Source organism: Micromonospora chaiyaphumensis, assembly GCF_900091435.1.
GTDB lineage: Bacteria > Actinomycetota > Actinomycetes > Mycobacteriales > Micromonosporaceae > Micromonospora > Micromonospora chaiyaphumensis.
In genome coordinates, this window is record NZ_FMCS01000011.1 from 1 (window position 1) to 16096 (window position 16096).

General features: G+C 75.3%; 14 protein-coding genes and 1 pseudogene. 4 read left to right on the forward strand and 11 right to left on the reverse strand.

Annotated features, from left to right (window positions below):
* A pseudogene (locus GA0070214_RS25580) lies at positions 1-387 on the forward strand (type I glutamate--ammonia ligase); the annotation flags it as partial.
* Between the two features lie 118 nt (positions 388-505).
* Here GA0070214_RS25580 and GA0070214_RS25585 read toward each other — a convergent pair.
* The 5 genes from GA0070214_RS25585 to mptB (GA0070214_RS25605) all read right to left on the reverse strand — a co-directional run bounded on the left by GA0070214_RS25585 (position 506) and on the right by mptB (GA0070214_RS25605) (position 4769).
* A complete protein-coding gene (locus tag GA0070214_RS25585; protein WP_091269055.1) occupies positions 506-802 on the reverse strand; it encodes a GYD domain-containing protein in 297 nt (98 codons plus the stop codon).
* A 146-nt stretch (positions 803-948) separates the two neighbouring features.
* Positions 949-1413: an SRPBCC family protein gene (locus tag GA0070214_RS25590; protein ID WP_167364335.1), complete on the reverse strand. Its 465-nt coding sequence runs from the start codon at positions 1411-1413 to the stop codon at positions 949-951.
* A 14-nt stretch (positions 1414-1427) separates the two neighbouring features.
* Complete coding sequence (locus tag GA0070214_RS25595) at positions 1428-1772, reverse strand: ArsR/SmtB family transcription factor (RefSeq protein WP_091269059.1); 345 nt, start codon at positions 1770-1772, stop codon at positions 1428-1430.
* A gap of 79 nt (positions 1773-1851) precedes the next feature.
* Entirely contained in the window at positions 1852-3342 is a 1491-nt protein-coding gene (gene mptB / locus GA0070214_RS25600) for a polyprenol phosphomannose-dependent alpha 1,6 mannosyltransferase MptB (RefSeq protein WP_091269260.1), read from the reverse strand.
* Between the two features lie 11 nt (positions 3343-3353).
* On the reverse strand, positions 3354-4769 hold the full coding sequence (gene mptB, locus GA0070214_RS25605; protein ID WP_208602901.1) for a polyprenol phosphomannose-dependent alpha 1,6 mannosyltransferase MptB: 1416 nt from the start codon (positions 4767-4769) through the stop codon (positions 3354-3356).
* Positions 4770-4814: 45 nt separating this feature from the next.
* On the opposite strand from mptB (GA0070214_RS25605), the gene GA0070214_RS25610 reads away from it, so the two are divergent.
* Positions 4815-6404: a hypothetical protein gene (locus GA0070214_RS25610; RefSeq protein WP_091269064.1), complete on the forward strand. Its 1590-nt coding sequence runs from the start codon at positions 4815-4817 to the stop codon at positions 6402-6404.
* A gap of 608 nt (positions 6405-7012) precedes the next feature.
* On the opposite strand, the gene GA0070214_RS25615 is transcribed toward GA0070214_RS25610, so the two are convergent.
* Positions 7013-10036, reverse strand: coding sequence for a bifunctional [glutamine synthetase] adenylyltransferase/[glutamine synthetase]-adenylyl-L-tyrosine phosphorylase (locus GA0070214_RS25615; RefSeq protein WP_091269066.1), 3024 nt, complete (start codon positions 10034-10036; stop codon positions 7013-7015).
* A 1-nt stretch (position 10037) separates the two neighbouring features.
* Positions 10038-10805, reverse strand: a complete 768-nt coding sequence (locus GA0070214_RS25620; RefSeq protein ID WP_091269068.1) for a type 1 glutamine amidotransferase — start codon at positions 10803-10805, stop codon at positions 10038-10040.
* Between the two features lie 65 nt (positions 10806-10870).
* Between GA0070214_RS25620 and GA0070214_RS25625 the strand changes: the two genes are divergently transcribed.
* Complete coding sequence (locus tag GA0070214_RS25625; protein ID WP_091269071.1) at positions 10871-11800, forward strand: S66 peptidase family protein; 930 nt, start codon at positions 10871-10873, stop codon at positions 11798-11800.
* A 6-nt stretch (positions 11801-11806) separates the two neighbouring features.
* Here GA0070214_RS25625 and GA0070214_RS25630 read toward each other — a convergent pair whose 3' ends face one another.
* Positions 11807-12691, reverse strand: a complete 885-nt coding sequence (locus GA0070214_RS25630; RefSeq protein WP_091269073.1) for a Vgb family protein — start codon at positions 12689-12691, stop codon at positions 11807-11809.
* A gap of 183 nt (positions 12692-12874) precedes the next feature.
* On the opposite strand from GA0070214_RS25630, the gene GA0070214_RS25635 reads away from it, so the two are divergent.
* Entirely contained in the window at positions 12875-13339 is a 465-nt protein-coding gene (locus GA0070214_RS25635; RefSeq protein ID WP_091269074.1) for a hypothetical protein, read from the forward strand.
* A gap of 130 nt (positions 13340-13469) precedes the next feature.
* On the opposite strand, the gene GA0070214_RS25640 is transcribed toward GA0070214_RS25635, so the two are convergent.
* The 3 genes from GA0070214_RS25640 to glnA form a co-directional block, all read right to left on the reverse strand.
* Complete coding sequence (locus tag GA0070214_RS25640; protein WP_091269075.1) at positions 13470-13841, reverse strand: VOC family protein; 372 nt, start codon at positions 13839-13841, stop codon at positions 13470-13472.
* Positions 13842-13946: 105 nt separating this feature from the next.
* Positions 13947-14639: a helix-turn-helix transcriptional regulator gene (locus tag GA0070214_RS25645; protein ID WP_091269076.1), complete on the reverse strand. Its 693-nt coding sequence runs from the start codon at positions 14637-14639 to the stop codon at positions 13947-13949.
* Between the two features lie 43 nt (positions 14640-14682).
* Complete coding sequence (glnA, locus tag GA0070214_RS25650) at positions 14683-16032, reverse strand: type I glutamate--ammonia ligase (RefSeq protein WP_091269077.1); 1350 nt, start codon at positions 16030-16032, stop codon at positions 14683-14685.
* Positions 16033-16096: the final 64 nt, after the last annotated feature.

Here is a 16096-nt window from a genome sequence, read left to right on the forward strand (position 1 = left end):
ACCCGCATCCCCGTCACCGGCGCCAACCCGAAGGCCAAGCGCGTCGAGTTCCGCGTGCCGGACCCGTCCAGCAACCCCTACCTCGCGTTCTCCGCCATGCTCATGGCCGGTCTGGACGGCATCAAGAACAAGACCGAACCGCCCGCCCCGATCGACAAGGACCTCTACGACCTGCCGCCGGAGGAGTGGGGCGACGTCAAGCAGGTCCCCGGCAGCCTGCCCGCCGTCCTCGACGCGCTTGAGGCCGACCACGACTACCTGCTCGACGGCGGCGTGTTCACGCCGGACCTGATCTCCACCTGGGTGGGCTGGAAGCGCGCCAACGAGGTCGACCCGGTGCGCCTGCGCCCGACCCCGCACGAGTTCGCCATGTACTTCGACTGCTGAGCTGACAACCCTTTGGGTTCACCCGACGGGCCGTCGATCGCCGCCGCATGCGAGCGATCGACGGCCCGTCGTGCTCGGTCTGCCGGGCGGCCGCCGTCCTGGCCGTGCGTGGCAGGCCTCAGCCGGCAGTTTTGGCGATGATGCCGGCCATCTCGTCCTGACTGAAGGCCCGCATGGTCGTGGTACGGACGTTGCCCGCCCCGCCGAGCTGCAGGAGCGCCGCAGCGGCGGTCTCCTCGTCGGGCGCCTCGACGACGGCCACGAGGTCGTACGGACCGACGGTCCAGTGAAGGCTCACGAGCTTCGCCCCGACCTTCTGGGTCGCCGCGGCGAAGGCATCGGCGCGCTTCGGGGTGTCCCGGTAGGCACGGATCCCCTGATCGGTCCAGTTCAGCAGCGCGATATACGTCGACATGGCCCTTCACCTCCACGAAGAGACCTCATCGTAAGGTTAATTCCGGGCATAACGGCCGGAATCTGGGTCAAGTGCGCACCGCCAGGGGCTATCGGCTCGGACCGGCGCCGCGACAGCGGGGCCGGTCCGGCCGGTTCGCGTACCCGTCAGCGGGCGAGCAGCGCGTCCAGCTTGGTGAAGGAGCTGCCCCAGCCCTGCTCGGCGCCGGACCGCATCTCCGGCGCGAACGGGCCCTGGCGCAGCACCAGCCGGGTCCGGTCGCCGGGCTCGGCGTGGAACTCCAGCCGCAGCGTGAACCGGGTGCCGTCGGGCACGCCCGGCACGCCGTGTGCCTCCTCGTAGCCCACCAGCAGCTCGTGCTCCACCACCTCGGCGAAGGTGCCGTCGGCCGGCGAGGTCATCGCGGGGTCCTCGTCGTTGACCATGACGAAGCGCTGGTGGCCGCCGACCCGGACGTCCATGTCGACGGTGTCCCGCGGCACGGACCAACCGACCGGGGCGAACCACTCGGCGAACTGGTCCGGGTCGGTGAACGCGCGCCAGACCAGCTCCCGCGGGGCGTCGAAGACCCGGGTCATGACGAGTTCCTGGGTCGCCTGCGTGTCGGTCATGCTGCTGTCCTCTCTCATCGGTCTTTCCGTTCGGTCTGCGCCTGGATCCGCCTGAGGTGGGCGTCGAGCCGGTCGAAGTTGGCGTCCCAGAACTGCCGGTAGCGCTCCATCCAGGCCGTCGCCTCGCGCAGCGGCTCCGGGTTGAGGCTGCTGGACCGCCACTGCGCGCTCCGGCTCCGGGTGATCAGCCCGGCGTGCTCCAGCACCTTCAGGTGCCGGGAGATCGCCGGAAGGCTGATCGCGAACGGCTCGGCGAGCTCCGAGACGGTGGCGTCCCCCTCCGCGAGCCGGGCGAGGATCCCCCGGCGGGTCGGGTCGGCCAGCGCCGCGAAGATGACGCTGAGTCGATCCTCGGCCATTGCTTAACCACCTCGTTAATTAACGGATGCGTTAAACATAGAGGCCGGGCGGGGCGGCGTCAACCACTTCGGGGGAAGTTCAGCGGGCGCGGCGGGCGCGGATGGCCGCCACCACGACGGCCAGCACCAGCGCGGTCATGAGGATCGCCCCCGGCGCCTTGGTGAAGCGGGCCAGGTTGGTGCCGTCCGGCAGGGCGAGGAACGCGGCCACCGCGCAGGGCGCCACGAACCACACGGTGCGCGCCACGGCGACCGTCGCCACCACGAGCAGCGCCAGGGGCCAGGTCGCGTACCAGGGGTGGAAGACCGGGGCGAGCAGCACGGTGGCGGCCAGCGCCAGACCCGCCCCGGCCAGGGTCACCCGGGGCCGGGCGGCAGCCAGCCGGGCCGCCCGCTGCCGGACGTCGCCCAGCCGGCGCAACGCCGTCCACGACCGCCACCAGAGCAGGACCAGCAGCACGGCGAGCACGGCGAGCGCGACCGCCCGGACCACGGGCACCGCTTGCGGGTCCCGGCCGGCCAGGGCGCCCGCGTAGTCGACCACCAGACCGACCGCGGTCGGCGGGGACGTCCACTGCTCGGAGTCGCCGCTGCGGGCCAGGCCGCGTACCCACCCCAGGCCCAGTCCGGTGGCCAGGCTCGTGAGCACCAGCGTGGCCAGCACTCCCCCGGCCAGCCAACCGCCGTCGCGCAGCAGCGCCCGCCACGTGTAGCGGCCGAGCACGGCGGCCAGCGCCGCGAACGGGAGCACGACCACGGCGACCGCCTTCACCGCCACCGCCAGTCCGAGCAGCACCCCGGCCGCGAGCAGCGCCCGCGGCCGGCCGGGCCGGCGGACCAGCACCAGCAGGCCGAGCAGCAGCAGCCCGAGCCCCACGGCATCGTTGTGCGCGCCGGCCACCAGGTGCACCCCGACCAGCGGGCAGGCCAGCGCCAGCCAGGCGGCCCGGCGGGTCGGCACCCCGGCGGCCCGGGCCAGCCCGGGCAGGCAGAGCGCGGCCAGCAGCACCCCGGCCAGGGCCACCACCCGCAGCAGCACGATCGCGCCGACCAGGCCGCCCCCGAGCAGCACGGCCAGGCCGGCGAGCAGCACGAAGAACGGCCCGTACGGTGCCGGGGTGTCCCGCCAGATCGGCGACACGCTCTCCGCCCACGGGCAACCCGCGGACACCACACCGACCCGGTACGGGTCGACGCCGTGCGTCCAGGACCAGCCCTGGCAGGCGTACGAGTAGACGTCCCGGCTGCCCAGCGGCGGCGCGGCCAGCAGGGGGAGCAGCCAGAGCCCGGCGGTCAGGTACGCCCACCGGGCCGACGGCGCGCCCCAGCGCAACGACCACCAGGCACCGACCAGCAGCACCGTGCCGGCCAGCCAGCAGCCGAGCACCGCCGGGCCGTGCGGGGCGCGCCAGGCGGCGCCGAGGCTGGTCACGGCGGGGGTGTCGGGCAGCGCGCCGCCGAGCCAGCCGGCGACGGTCAGCAGCACCGCACCGGCGAGTCCGGCGTACCGGGCGAGCGCGGGCGCCACCGGCCGGACCGGTCCGTCGGGCAGCGCGCCGGGCTCGCTCACCGGCACCTCTCTCAGTCGGCTCCTCGGTCGGCGGGGACCGGCCGGCGGGCCGCCCGAGCCGAACGTACCAACCGGACCACCACCACGATCACCAACAGCGTCATGAGGGGCGCGCCCGGCATCTTGCTCCACCGGGGCAGGCCGGTGCCGTCGGCCAGGACGAGGAACGCGGACACCAGCGCCACCAGCGCGAACCAGCCGGTCCGGCGGGCGGTGGCGGCGAGCACGGTGAGGGGCCACATCCAGTACCAGGGGTGGAACAGCGGCGAGAGCGCGACCGTGGCGGTCAGCGCGAGGCCGGCGTGCCAGAAGGGTTCCCCGCGGCGCAGCGCCCGGAACCAGAGCCAGACCAGCACCGCCACCAGCACCACCACGGCGATGCCCCGGGTGACCGGCAGCGCGTCGATGTGCGCGCCGAAGATCGCCGCGACGTACCCGGCGGTCTGCCCGACCGCGGTGGGCGGTGAGGTCCAGGCCACGACGAGGCCGCCCTGTTCGAGGCCGCTGATGAAGCCGAAGTTGAGGCCCGCGGCGAGGGTCACGGCGACCACCGTGGCCACCGCCGCGCCGACCACCCACGCGCCGTCGCGGACCAGCGACCGGATCCGGTACGGCCCGACGATCGCGGCCAGCGCGGCGAACGGCACCACGACCAGCGCCGTGACCTTGACGGCGGCGGCCAGGCCGAGCAGCAGCCCACCGGCGAGCAGCGGCAGCGGCCGGCCGGGCCGGGCCGCCACCACGGCCAGCCCGGCGATAAGCAGCCCCACCATGAGCGCGTCGTTGTGCGCGCCGGAGACCAGGTGCACGGGCACCAGCGGGCAGGCCAGCGCGAGCCAGAGCGCCCGCTGCGGCGGCACCCCGCAGCGACGCGCCAGCACCGGCAGCGCCCAGGCGGTCAGCGCCACCCCGGCCACCGCGAGCAGCCGGAACAGCGCCACACTGCCGGCCAGCGACCCGGCCGCCGACACCACCGCCCCGGAGAGCACCACGAACAGCGGCCCGTACGGTGCCGGAGTGTCCCGCCAGATGTAGGAGATGGTGTCCAGCCAGGGGCAGGGCAGCGCCGACACGCCCTGCTCGTAGGGGTTGATCCCGGCCGAGTAGCTGGCACCCTGGCAGGCGTAGGCGTACGCGTCCCGGCTGCCCAGCGGCGGCGTGAACAGCATCGGCAGCAGCCAGAGCGCCACCGTGACGAGCACCCAGCGGGTCGACGGCGCCCGGTCGCGCAGCGACCACCAGGCCCCGGCCAGCAGGGCGGTGCCGACCAGCCAGAGACCGATGACCAGGGGCCCGTTCGGGCCCTGCCAGATGCTGACCGGGGTGGGGCGCAGTTCTCCGTGCGGCAGCGCGCCGCCGAGGTAGGCGGCCACGGCGAGCAGCACCGAGCCCGCCAGGCCGATCCAGCGCGAGAGGTGGTGAGGCACGCCGGACATGCTGCCAGTACGGTGGGTCGCGATCAGGAGGTGGGCATGCGGGGCGGTCGGGTGGTGGCGGTGACCGCCGCGTCCGCGCTGGTCCTCGCCGTGCTGTATCTCACCCTTCCGGCCACCGGCTCGGACCTGTCCGCCCAGGTGGCCCGGGCCGGCTTCTTCGCCGCGCACGGGCCCGCCCTGGTCGACCTGCGCTGGTACGGCGGGGTCCACCCGTGGGGCTACAGCCTGGTCTCGCCGCCGCTCATGACCCTGCTCGGGGTCCGCCCCACCGGCGCGCTCACCCTGCTCGCCTCGGCGACCGCGTTCGCCGCCCTGCTGGTCCGGACCCGGGTGCCCCGGCCGCAGCTGGGCAGCCTCGTCGGGGTGCTCACCATCGCCGGCAACCTGGTCTCCGGCCGAGTCACGTACGCCCTCGGGGTCGCCTTCGGCCTCGCCGCACTGCTGGCGCTGACCCTGCCCACCGGCGGTGCCGGACGCGCCCGGTGGTGGCGTCCCGTGCTGGCCGGCCTGGCCGCCCTGCTCGCCTCGGCGGCCAGCCCGGTCGCCGGGCTCTTCGTCGGCCTGGCCGGGGCCGCGCTGCTGCTCACCCGCCGGTACGCCGACGGCCTGCTGCTCGCCGTGCCCGCCGCCGCGCCCCTGGCCGTGAGCGGGCTGCTCTTCGGCGAGGGCGGCTGGATGAACATCAGCCGCACCGACACCGTGCACGCCGTGGTGACCAGCCTGCTGGTGGCCGCGCTGGTGGCCTACCGGCCGGTGCGGGTGGGCGCGCTGCTGTCGGCGGTCGGGGTGCTGGCCGCCGCGCTGCTGCACACCCCGGTCGGCCTGAACGCCACCCGCCTCGTGGTGATGTTCGCGCTGCCCGTGCTGGCCGCCACGGCGACACTCCCCCGCCGCCTGACCGGCCGCCTGCCGAGCCGGTCGGCGGTGCGGCGGCCGGCCGCGGCGGTGGCGCTGGCCGCGCTGCTGGCGGCGGTCTGCGTGTGGCAGCCGCCCGTGGTCACCGCCGACCTGGCCAGCGCGGACGATCCGACGGCCGATGCGGCGTACTTCGCGCCACTGCGGGCCGAACTCGACCGCCGCGGGCTCACCGGGCGGGTGGAGGTGCCGCCCACCCGCAACTACTGGGAGGCCGCCCACCTCGGCGAGGTGCCCCTGGCGCGGGGCTGGCTGCGGCAGGCCGACATCGCCCGCAACCCGCTCTTCTTCACCACCGTTCCCGGCGCGCCCGGCACCGGCGTCCGGCTGACCACCGACACCTACCGCGCCTGGCTGACGGAGAACGCGGTGCAGTACGTCGCCGTGCCCGACGTCGAGCTGTCCTGGGTGGGCCGACCAGAGGCGGACTTGGTGCTGGCCGGCCTGCCATACCTCACCGAGGTCTGGTCGGCCCCGCACTGGCGGCTCTACGCGGTGGCCGACCCGACCCCGCTGGTCGGCGCCCCGGGCGAGCTGGTTCGCCAGGACGCTGCCACCGTGACCTTCCGCACCGCCGGCCCCGGCGCGGTGCCACTGCGGGTACGCCACGACCGCTGGCTGACCGTCTCCGGCGGGGCCACCCTCGCCCCCGACGGCGACTGGACGATCGTGACGGTGCCGCGCGCGGGCACCTACACCGTCAGCAGCTGACCCGGCCCGACCGCGTCCGCCGCCATGATCACGCTGATGGATGCCGCGACGATGCCGCATGCGGGACACTTATCGGCTGATCTGGGCGGGCCACATGTCCGCTACGACCCTGATGACAAACGACCGTGACCATGCCGCGCGGCGGCACATCCGACCCGGGGATCGACCGGGCGTGGAGGCCGCGAGCCGCTACAAACTTGATGACGTGGATGAGTCACCGGCGCCCGTCGCCGCACACGGCTCGGGTGATCCACCTACGTCATCAAGTTCCTAGTCGGCGGCGAGGTAGCGGACGACCCGGCCGGACTCCTGGCGAGCGGCTTTCGAGCTGATGTCGCCGCCGACTCACCGATCCCTACCCCCCGTTAGGCCGGGAGGCCGCCCGGGCGGCACCGCGGCTGAGTCGTTCCCGGCAGTTCGAGCTGAGGTCGCCGCCGGCTCAGCCCGACGCCACCTCTCCGACCGGCAGGCCGCCCCGGGGTGGCGGCCGCCGTTGAGTCGTTTTCGGCATCAGCTCGACAGGTGCGTGTGCGAGGTCAGCCGGCCAAGACGCGAGCGGTGCGGGAGGAGCGGCGACGACCCGAGCCGTGCAGGCCGATGGCCGACGGTCAGGACGGGGCGTCGAGGACCCGTTCCATGGCGGCCCGGGCGCGGCGGCCGGTACGCAGGTACTCGTCGAGGAACTCGCCCGGGTCGTCGCCGCCGAGCAGCCGCACCACGCCGGCCAGTTCCAACCCGTGCCGCGGCAGCTGGTCACCGGCCCGGCCGCGGACCAGCATCAGCGCGTTGCGGACCTGGGCGGCGAGCGTCCAGCCGGCCGCCATCTCGGCCGCGTCCTCGGGGTCGACCAGCCCGGCGTCCCGGGCCGCGGCGAGCGCGGCGAGGGTGCTCGTGCCGCGCAGCGCGGGCAGCCGGCCGGCGTGCCGGAGCTGGAGCAGCTGCACCGCCCACTCCACGTCGGCGAGCCCGCCCCGCCCCAGCTTGGTGTGGGTGGCCGGGTCGGCGCCGCGCGGCAGCCGCTCGGTCTCCACCCGGGCCTTGATCCGGCGGATCTCCACCACCTGCTCGCGGGTCAGGCCGTCGGCCGGGTGGCGCACCGGCTCGATCATCGCCTCGAACTCGGCGCCCAGGTCGGCGTCGCCGCAGACGAACCGGGCCCGCAGCAGTGCCTGCGCCTCCCACACCTTCGACCAGCGGGCGTAGTACTGCGCGTACGCGGCGAGGCTGCGCACCAGCGGGCCCTGCCGGCCCTCGGGGCGCAGGTCGGCGTCGACCCCGAGCGGCGGGTCGGGGGCCGGCGCGGAGAGCAGCCGGCGAAGTTCCTCGGCGACGGCGTGGGCGGCGGCCGCCGCGGCCCGCTCGTCCCCGTCCGGCGGCGGGTCGTAGACGAAGAGCACGTCGGCGTCGGAGAGGTAGTTCGACTCGCGCCCGCCGAGGCGGCCCATGCCGATCACGGCGAAGCGCAGGCCGGGCGGGCCCGGCTGGGCGGCCCGGGCGGTGCGCAGCGCGGCGGCCAGGGTGGCGTCGGCGACGTCGGAGAGGGCGGCACCGACAGCGCTGACGTCCGCGAGGGTGGGCACCCGCCCGCCGCCGTCCGGCGACCGCGGGGTGAGCGGGGCGAGCGCACCGGCCCGGCTGAGCACGTCGGCGCAGGCGAGCCGCACCAGCTCGCGGCGGCGCAGCGCGCGGACGGCGCGGGTGGCCTCGACCGGGTCGTCGTGCCGGGCCGCGGCGGCCGTGAAGCCCTCGCCGAGCACCTCCCGCGGGCGCGGGGTCAGCTCGGTGTCCTCGGCCAGCAGCCGCAGCGCCTCCGGCTCGCGGGCCAGCAGGTCGGCCGCGTACCGGGAGGAGGAGAGGACCCGCGCCAGCCGGCGGGCCACCGGGCCGGAGTCGCGCAGCAGCCGCAGGTACCAGGGGGTGCTGCCGAGCTTGTCGGAGACCTGCCGGTAGTTGAGCAGCCCCCGGTCCGGCTCGGGCGCGTCGGCGAACTCGCTGAGCAGCACCGGCAGCAGGGTGCGCTGGATGGCGGCCGTGCGGCTCACCCCGCCGGTGAGCGCCTGGAGGTGCCGCAGCGCCCCGGCCGGGTCGGCGAAGCCGAGGATCTCCAGCCGGTGCCGGGCCGCCTCCGGGGTGAGCCGCAGCCCCTCGGCCGGCACCCGGGCCACCGACTCCAGCAGGGGGCGGTAGAGCAGCTTGGCGTGCAGCCGGCGTACCTCGGTGGCGTGGGTGACCCACTCGGCGCGGAACTCCTCGACGGCGCTGCGCCCCGGGGTGGCCGCGTGGCCGAGCGCGGCGGCCAGCCAGCGCAGCGCGGCCGGCTCGGTCGGCACGGTGTGGGTGCGGCGCAGGCCTTGGAGCTGGAGGCGGTGCTCGACGCCGCGCAGGAAGCGGTAACCGCGCAGCAGCGCCTCGCCGTCGGCGCGGCCCACGTAGCCGCCGGCGACCAGGGCGCGCAGCGCGGGGATGGTGCCCGGCGCGCGCAGCGACTCGTCGCCGCGGCCGTGCACGAGCTGGAGCAGCTGGACGGCGAACTCGATGTCGCGCAGCCCGCCCGGGCCGCGCTTGATCTCGCGTTCCAGCTCCTTCGGCGGGACGTGGTCGATGATCTTCCGGCGCATCGCGCGGACGTCCTCGACCGCCTCCGGCCGCTCGGCGGCGGTCCAGACCAGCGGGGCGAGCGCGTCGATCCACTCGCGGGCGAGCGCCAGGTCGCCGGCTGCCGGCCGGGCCTTGAGCAGCGCCTGGAACTCCCAGGTGCGGGCCCAGCGGCGGTAGTAGGCCAGGTGGCTGGCGAGGGTGCGGACCAGCGGCCCCCGGTTGCCCTCGGGGCGCAGCGCCGCGTCGACCGGCCAGGCGACCAGCCCGCAGACGTGGATGAGCCGGGTGGCCACCTGGGTGGCGGCCGCCAGGTCGTCGTCGGTGGCGGCGACGAAGATGACGTCCACGTCGGAGACGTAGTTGAGCTCGTCGCCCCCGCACTTGCCCATGGCCACCACGGCCAGCCGGGGCCGGGGAGTGCCTTCGGGCAACTCGCCGACGGCGATGTCGTAGGCGGCGGCCAGGGTGGCGTCGGCGAGCCCGGAGAGTGCCGCCATGGTCTGCTCCAGGCCGCGCCCGCCGGTCAGGTCGGCCGCCGCGATCCGCAGGAGCGCGAGCCGGTACGCCTGCCGCAGCACCGGGATCGGGCCGGTGGCGGCGGTCAGCCGGGCGGCCGCGGCCAGGTCGAGCCGGCCGTCGGCGCTGGGCGCGAGCCCGTCCGGCTCGGTGGCCAGCACGGCCCACTGGTCGGGGTTGGCCACCAGGTGGTCGCCGAGCGCCGAGGAGGCACCCAGGACCGCGACCAGGCGGCGGCGCAGCCCCGGGTCGGCGGCGAGCGCGTCCAGCAGCGCCGGCTTCTCCCCGGTACGCCGTTCCGCCTCCACGATGCGGTGCAGCTGGCGCAGCGCCAGGTCGGGGTCGGCGGCCCGGGACAGCGCGGCGAGCAGCTCGGCGGCCGCCTCGTCGGCGGGTTCCTGCTCCTCGACGCGCCACAGCCCGAGCCCGTCCGGGCCGAGCAGGTCGGCGGCGCGGGGCCCGCCGTCGCCCTCGGCGAAGCCGTAGCGGGCGAGGCGCCCCCGGGCCGGTCGGGTCATCTCAGTGCCCGAGCAGCGGCAGGGTGGGGCGGGTGGCGACGTCGTCCAGCTCGCCCAGCGCGAGGGCGGCGAACCGGATGGCGAACGGCTGCCAGACCTCCTCGACGTCGGCCATCGCCCGGTCGCAGGCGGCCACCACCAGCTCCGGGTCGTAGCCCAGCTCGGCCAACAGGTCGGAGTCGCGGGCCCAGTCGGCGATCATCGCGGTGTCGCACTCGATGTGGAACTGGAGCCCCCAGGCCCGGTCGCCCAGGCGGAACGCCTGGTGCGGGTAGCGGGTCGAGGCGGCCAGCAGGGTGGCCCCGCGCGGCAGCTCGGTGATCTCGTCGGTGTGCCACTGGAGCACGTCCGGCATCAGCGGCACGTAGCGGAAGAGCGGGTCGGTCTCGGCGGCGTCCCGCTTGCCCACCACCGAGGGCCCCACCTCGGGCCCGGACGGGCTGCGCTCGACCTGCCCGGCGTGGGCGGTGGCCAGCAACTGGCCGCCGAGGCAGACCCCGAGGGTGGGGATCCGCTGCCGGACCGCCTTGCGCAGCAGCCCCTCGAGGGCCGGGAACCAGGGTGCGCCGGGGCTGCCGTCGGCCTGCGGGTAGGCCTGCTGCTCGCCGCCGAGCACGACGAGCGCCACGTATCCGTCGAGGTCGGCGGGAAGTTCGTCGCCGGCGTGCGGGCGCAGGACGTACAGGTCCAGGCCCCCCTCGGTGAGCCACTCCCCCAGGCGGCGGAGGTCGTCGGTCGGGTCGTTCTCGATCACCAGCGCGGTCGCCACGACGTCGAGGCTATCCGGTACGCCCGGCGACGGCCGGTCCGGCTCGGCCGCACTAGGCTCCCGTCGTGCCCACCGACGACTGCCTGCGCCCACCGGTCCTGCGCCCCGGGGACCGGGTGATGCTGGTCTCGCCCTCCGGCCCGACCCGCCCGGAGCGCGTGGCCCGGGGCATCGAGCTGCTCACCGGCTGGGGGCTGCGCCCGGTGCCCGCGCCGAACGCGTACGCCCGCCAGGGCTACCTGGCCGGCGCCGACGAGCTGCGGGCCGCCGACCTGAACACCGCGTTCGCCGACCCGGAGATCCGCGGGGTGATCTGCACCCGGGGCGGCTACGGCGCGCAGCGGGTGGTGGACCTCATCGACATGGCGGCCGTCCGCCGGGACCCGAAGGTGGTGGCCGGCTTCTCCGACATCACCGCCCTCCAGTTCGCGCTCTGGCAGGGCGCCCGGCTGGCGGGCGTGCACGGCCCCGGCGCCGCGTGGCGGGACGAGCGCACCCCGCCCCGCTCGGCGGAGTCGCTGCACGCCGCGCTGATGACCACCGAGCCGGTGACCGTCGAGGCGGTGAAGGAGGAGGAGACGTACCCGGTGCGGGTGCCCGGCCGGGCGGAGGGGCGGCTGCTCGGCGGCAACCTGTGCCTCATCACCGCGTCCATCGGCACCCCGGACATGCCGGACCTGACCGGGGCGGTGCTGCTCATCGAAGAGGTGCAGGAGCCGCCGTACAAGGTCGACCGGATGCTCACCCACCTGCGCCGCTGCGGTGCCCTGGACGGGATCGCCGGGGTGGCCGTGGGCCAGTTCACCGAGTGCGCCGACGGCTGGGACACCACGATCACCGACGTGCTCACCGAGCGTCTCGGCGACCTGGGCGTGCCCGTCCTCGGCGGCCTCCCGATCGGCCACGGCCCCGACCAGCTGACGGTCCCGGTCGGCACCCCCGCGGTCCTCGACGCCACCGCCGGCACCCTGACGGTCTCCGCCGCCGTCCGCTGACCCCTGTTACGGGGTGAGGCGGGCGACCGCGCCGGTTTCCAGGGCCGCCCACACCGTCCCGTCGGAGGTGACCGTCAGGCCGTGCGGTTCCGAGGACGGAGTGGGCAGGTCGTGGCCCGTGATGCGGCCCGCACTGTCGATGTGGCCGATGCGGTTGGCCGCCCACTCGGTGAACCAGCAGCCGCCGGCCGGGTCCGCGACGACGGCGTGCGGGCGGGCCGCGCGGTCCGGCAGCGGAAACTCGTCGATCCGGCCGTCGGGCGTGATCCGGCCGAGCTGGCCGGCGGCGATCTCGACGAACCAGAGCGCGCCGTCGCCGCCGAGGGTGATGCCGACCGGGCCGGCCGCCTCCGTCGGCAGGGGATGCAGGGCCACCGCGCCGTCCGGGGCGACCCGGGCGATCGCGTTGCCCTGGTTGAGGGTGAGCCAGAGGGCGCCGTCCGGCCCGGCGGCCAGCATCGACGGGAAGCCCTTGGCGACCGGCAGTCCGAAGGTGGTGACCGCCCCGTCGACGGTGACCCGGCCGACGGTGTCGTCGCCCATGCCGGCGTACCAGAGGGCGTCGTCCGGGCCGACGGCGAGGCCGCACGGCCCGGTCCCCGGCGGGAGCGCCACGGAGCTGGTCTCCCCGTCGACGGTGACCCGGCCCAGCCGGTCGTCACCCGAGCGGGTGTACCAGAGCGCGCCGTCCGGGCCGGCGGTGATGATCAGCGGCCGGCTCTCCGGCGGGTCCGCGTGGTAGGTGCGCACCTCGCCGTCCGGCGTGACCCGGGCGACGCCACCCGTCCCGGCCAGCGTCAGCCAGAGCGCGCCGTCCGGGCCGGCGGTGATCCCGTACGGCCCGGAGCGTGGATCCGGCAGCGCGATCTCGTGGATGGAGGGGTTCGTCATGCGGCCTCGCCTTTCCCGTCGGTGACCGGCCCACCCTCGCGGCCGCCCCGGCCCGTCGCAACTGGTTTGTCCCGGTTCACGGCCGCGATTGCCAGCGCGCTGACAGGTTCGCCACGGGTTGCGCCCAGCTCGGCCGGTCACTGTCGGTGACGTCATCGCACCACCACCGAACAGGAGAATCGCATGATCCGCAGGATGTCGAGGAAGCACCTGCTGGCCGGCCTGGCCGCCGCCGGCGTGCTCGGCGTCGGGATCGCCGCCCCGACGGTGGCGCTCGCCGACGACAAGAGCCCCAGCCCGGCACCGAGCGCCAGCACGAGCACCGACCAGGGCACCGACCGGCAGCAGCAGCGGGCCGACCGGCAGGCCGAGTTCGCCGAGTCGCTCGCCAAGGAACTGGGCGTCTCGACCGACAAGGTCACCGCGGCGCTGGAGAAGCTGCGCGAGCAGCGCCAGGCCGACCGGCCCGAGCGGCCGTCGACCGAGGACCGGCAGGCCGCGCTGAAGGAGCGGCTGGACCAGGCCGTCAAGGACGGCAAGCTCACCCAGGAGCAGGCCGACGCGGTGCTGAAGGCCGCCGAGGCCGGCGTCTTCCCGGGCCCGGGCGGTCACGGTCACCGCGGCGGCGGCGAGCGGTCCGGCAACTGACCCGGGTGGCCCCGCCGACCCCGCACCGGCCGCACCTCCCTCCCGGCCGGCACCGGCGGGGCCGCCCACCGCACGCGGCGCTTCGGGTGCGTGTGTCGTCGTCACGGCGACGGCACACGCACCCGGACGCTCATCCGGCCGCGGGCGGCGTGAAGACGCCGACGCGGTTGCCCGACGGGTCGAGCAGGTGGGCCCAGACCAGGCCGCTCGGCGCGGTGCGCACCGGCACCAGCACCTTGCCCCCGGCCGCCTCGGCCCGCCGGCACGACTCCGCCACGTCGGCGACCTCGGCGTAGAAGATCGCGTAGTTCGGCGAGGTGCCGTCGGTGGCCCGGATCGCGCCCGCGATCCCGCGCTCTCCGCCGGCCGCCGTCTGCCGGTACGACGCCCCCGGGCCGCCCTGCTCGTCGAAGGTCCAGCCGAACAGGTCGGCGTAGAAGCGCTCGACCTCCGCCGGGCCGTCGGAGCCGATCTCGAACCAGGTCACGGGCGTGCTCGACATGCTGCCTCCTGAGGTTCGCGCCGGCCGGTCGGCCGGCGTCGTCAGGAATCAGCCTCGGCGACCGGCGCGACACCGTCCTGTCGGTGTTTCCCGGGAAGCCGGAAATCAGACCAGGCTCAGTGGACGCACCCGCCCGGCGGGAATGTCCAGGTCGTCGGGGCGCAGCTCCCGGGTCACCGGCTCGGCCAGCGGGCGCACCGACACGATCCGGTCGGTGCGGAAGCAGCGCACCCCGTCGCGCAGCCGGCACCAGGCCACCAGGTACCAGTGCGTCCGGTTGCCCAGGTAGGCCAGCGGCTCCACGTCCCGCGCCGACGCGGCGCCGTCGCGGTCCGCGTATCGCAGGCGGAGCACGCGGCGCGCGGCGACCGCGTCGGCGACGGCGGCCGGGACGGGCGTGGCCGGCCCGCCGCCCATCAGGTGCACCCGGCCCGCGAGGCGGTGCGCCTCGGCGGCGTCGGCCGGTGGCATCACGGCGACCAGCTTGCGGAGCGCCGCGGCGGCGGCCGGGGCGAACGGCGCGCCGTCCAGCCGGTGCAGCGCCACGGCCATGGCCACCGCCTCGTTGGGGGTCAGGTTGACCGGGGGCAGGGTGCGGGCGCGGTCGACCACGTAGCCACCGGTGCGGCCCGGCTCGGCCCAGATCGGCACCCCGGCGCCCTGCAAGGCCGTGATGTCCCGCTCGATGGTGCGGGTGCTGACCTCGAAGCGCCCGGCCAGCCACCGGGCGCTGCGCGGCCGCGGCGACACCGCCCGCAACTCCTCCACCAGCGCGTAGAGACGGTCGGTGCGGTTCACGACCGGAGGCTATGCCCCGGGTACGACAGCTCCGGCCGGTGCGCTAGAGCGACAGGTAGCGCTGCCGCTCGTAGGGAGTGACCTCGCGGCGGTACTGCTCCCACTCGGCGCGCTTGTTGCGCAGGAAGAAGTCGAAGACGTGCTCGCCGAGCACCTCGGCGACCAGCTCCGAGCCGGCCATCACGTCGATCGCCTCGGCCAGGTTCTCCGGCAGCGCCTCGTAGCCCATGGCGCGGCGCTCGGCGCTGCTCAGCGACCAGACGTCGTCCTCGGCGCCCGGCGGCAGCTCGTAGCCCTCCTCGATGCCCTTGAGGCCGGCGCCCAGCATGACCGCGAAGGCCAGGTAGGGGTTGGTCGCCGAGTCCAGCGAGCGGACCTCGACCCGGGCCGAGTTCGGCTTGCCGTAGGCGGGGACCCGGACCAGCGCGGACCGGTTCAGGTGACCCCAGCAGACGTACGCCGGGCTCTCGGTGATCCGGTCCGGCAGCGCCTGCGGGAAGAGACGCTTGTAGGAGTTGACCCACTGGTTGGTGACGGCGGTGTACTCCCGGGCGTGGGTGAGCAGCCCGGCGATGAACGACTTGGCCACCTTGGAGAGCTTCATGGGGTCGCCGGCGTCGTGGAACGCGTTGCGCTCCCCCTCGAACAGCGACAGGTGGGTGTGCATGCCGTTGCCCGGCTGGTCGGTGAAGGGCTTCGGCATGAAGCTGGCCTGCACGCCGGTGGAGAGCGCGACCTCCTTCACCACGTGCCGGAAGGTCATGATGTTGTCGGCGGTGGTGAGCGCGTCGGCGTAGCGCAGGTCGATCTCCTGCTGGCCGGGGGCCACCTCGTGGTGGCTGAACTCCACCGAGATGCCGATCCGCTCCAGCGCCAGCACGGCCTGCCGGCGGAAGTCGCGGGCCACCGCGTGGGTGGTGTGCTCGAAGTAGCCGCCGGTGTCGACCGGGATCGGCACCGAGCCGTCCTGCGGCCCGTTCTCCAGCAGGAAGAACTCGATCTCGGGGTGGGTGTAGAAGGTGAAGCCCTTCTCGGCCGCCCGGGAGAGCGCCCGGCGCAGCACGTGCCGCGGGTCGGCCCAGGACGGGGTGCCGTCGGGGAGCAGGATGTCGCAGAACATCCGGGCGCTCTCACCGCTGACCCCGCCCTCGAAGGGGAAGACCTGGAAGGTGGTCGGGTCGGGCATGGCGACCATGTCCGACTCGAAGACCCGGGCGAAGCCCTCGATGGCCGAGCCGTCGAAGCCGATGCCCTCCTCGAAGGCCGCCTCCAGCTCCGCGGGAGCCACCGACACGCTCTTGAGCGTGCCGAGCACGTCGGTGAACCACAGCCGGACGAACCGGATGTCCCGCTCTTCCAGCGTACGGAGGACGAACTCCTGCTGACGGTCCACTTCCACCCCTCGTGACACGTACGTCCGGGCCGCTCGCGCCGGCCGGGCCTGACCGCCCAGTGTC

Excerpts from the sequence above, each read along its gene's own strand:
- GA0070214_RS25585 (WP_091269055.1), bottom strand. The coding sequence starts at position 802 with ATGTCGACGTATATCGCGCTGCTGAACTGGACCGATCAGGGGATCCGT.
- GA0070214_RS25610 (WP_091269064.1), top strand. The coding sequence starts at position 4,815 with ATGCGGGGCGGTCGGGTGGTGGCGGTGACCGCCGCGTCCGCGCTGGTC.
- GA0070214_RS25630 (WP_091269073.1), bottom strand. The coding sequence starts at position 12,691 with ATGACGAACCCCTCCATCCACGAGATCGCGCTGCCGGATCCACGCTCC.
- GA0070214_RS25590 (WP_167364335.1), bottom strand. The coding sequence starts at position 1,413 with ATGACCGACACGCAGGCGACCCAGGAACTCGTCATGACCCGGGTCTTC.
- GA0070214_RS25595 (WP_091269059.1), bottom strand. The coding sequence starts at position 1,772 with ATGGCCGAGGATCGACTCAGCGTCATCTTCGCGGCGCTGGCCGACCCG.
- GA0070214_RS25615 (WP_091269066.1), bottom strand. The coding sequence starts at position 10,036 with ATGACCCGACCGGCCCGGGGGCGCCTCGCCCGCTACGGCTTCGCCGAG.
- GA0070214_RS25635 (WP_091269074.1), top strand. The coding sequence starts at position 12,875 with ATGATCCGCAGGATGTCGAGGAAGCACCTGCTGGCCGGCCTGGCCGCC.
- GA0070214_RS25640 (WP_091269075.1), bottom strand. The coding sequence starts at position 13,841 with ATGTCGAGCACGCCCGTGACCTGGTTCGAGATCGGCTCCGACGGCCCG.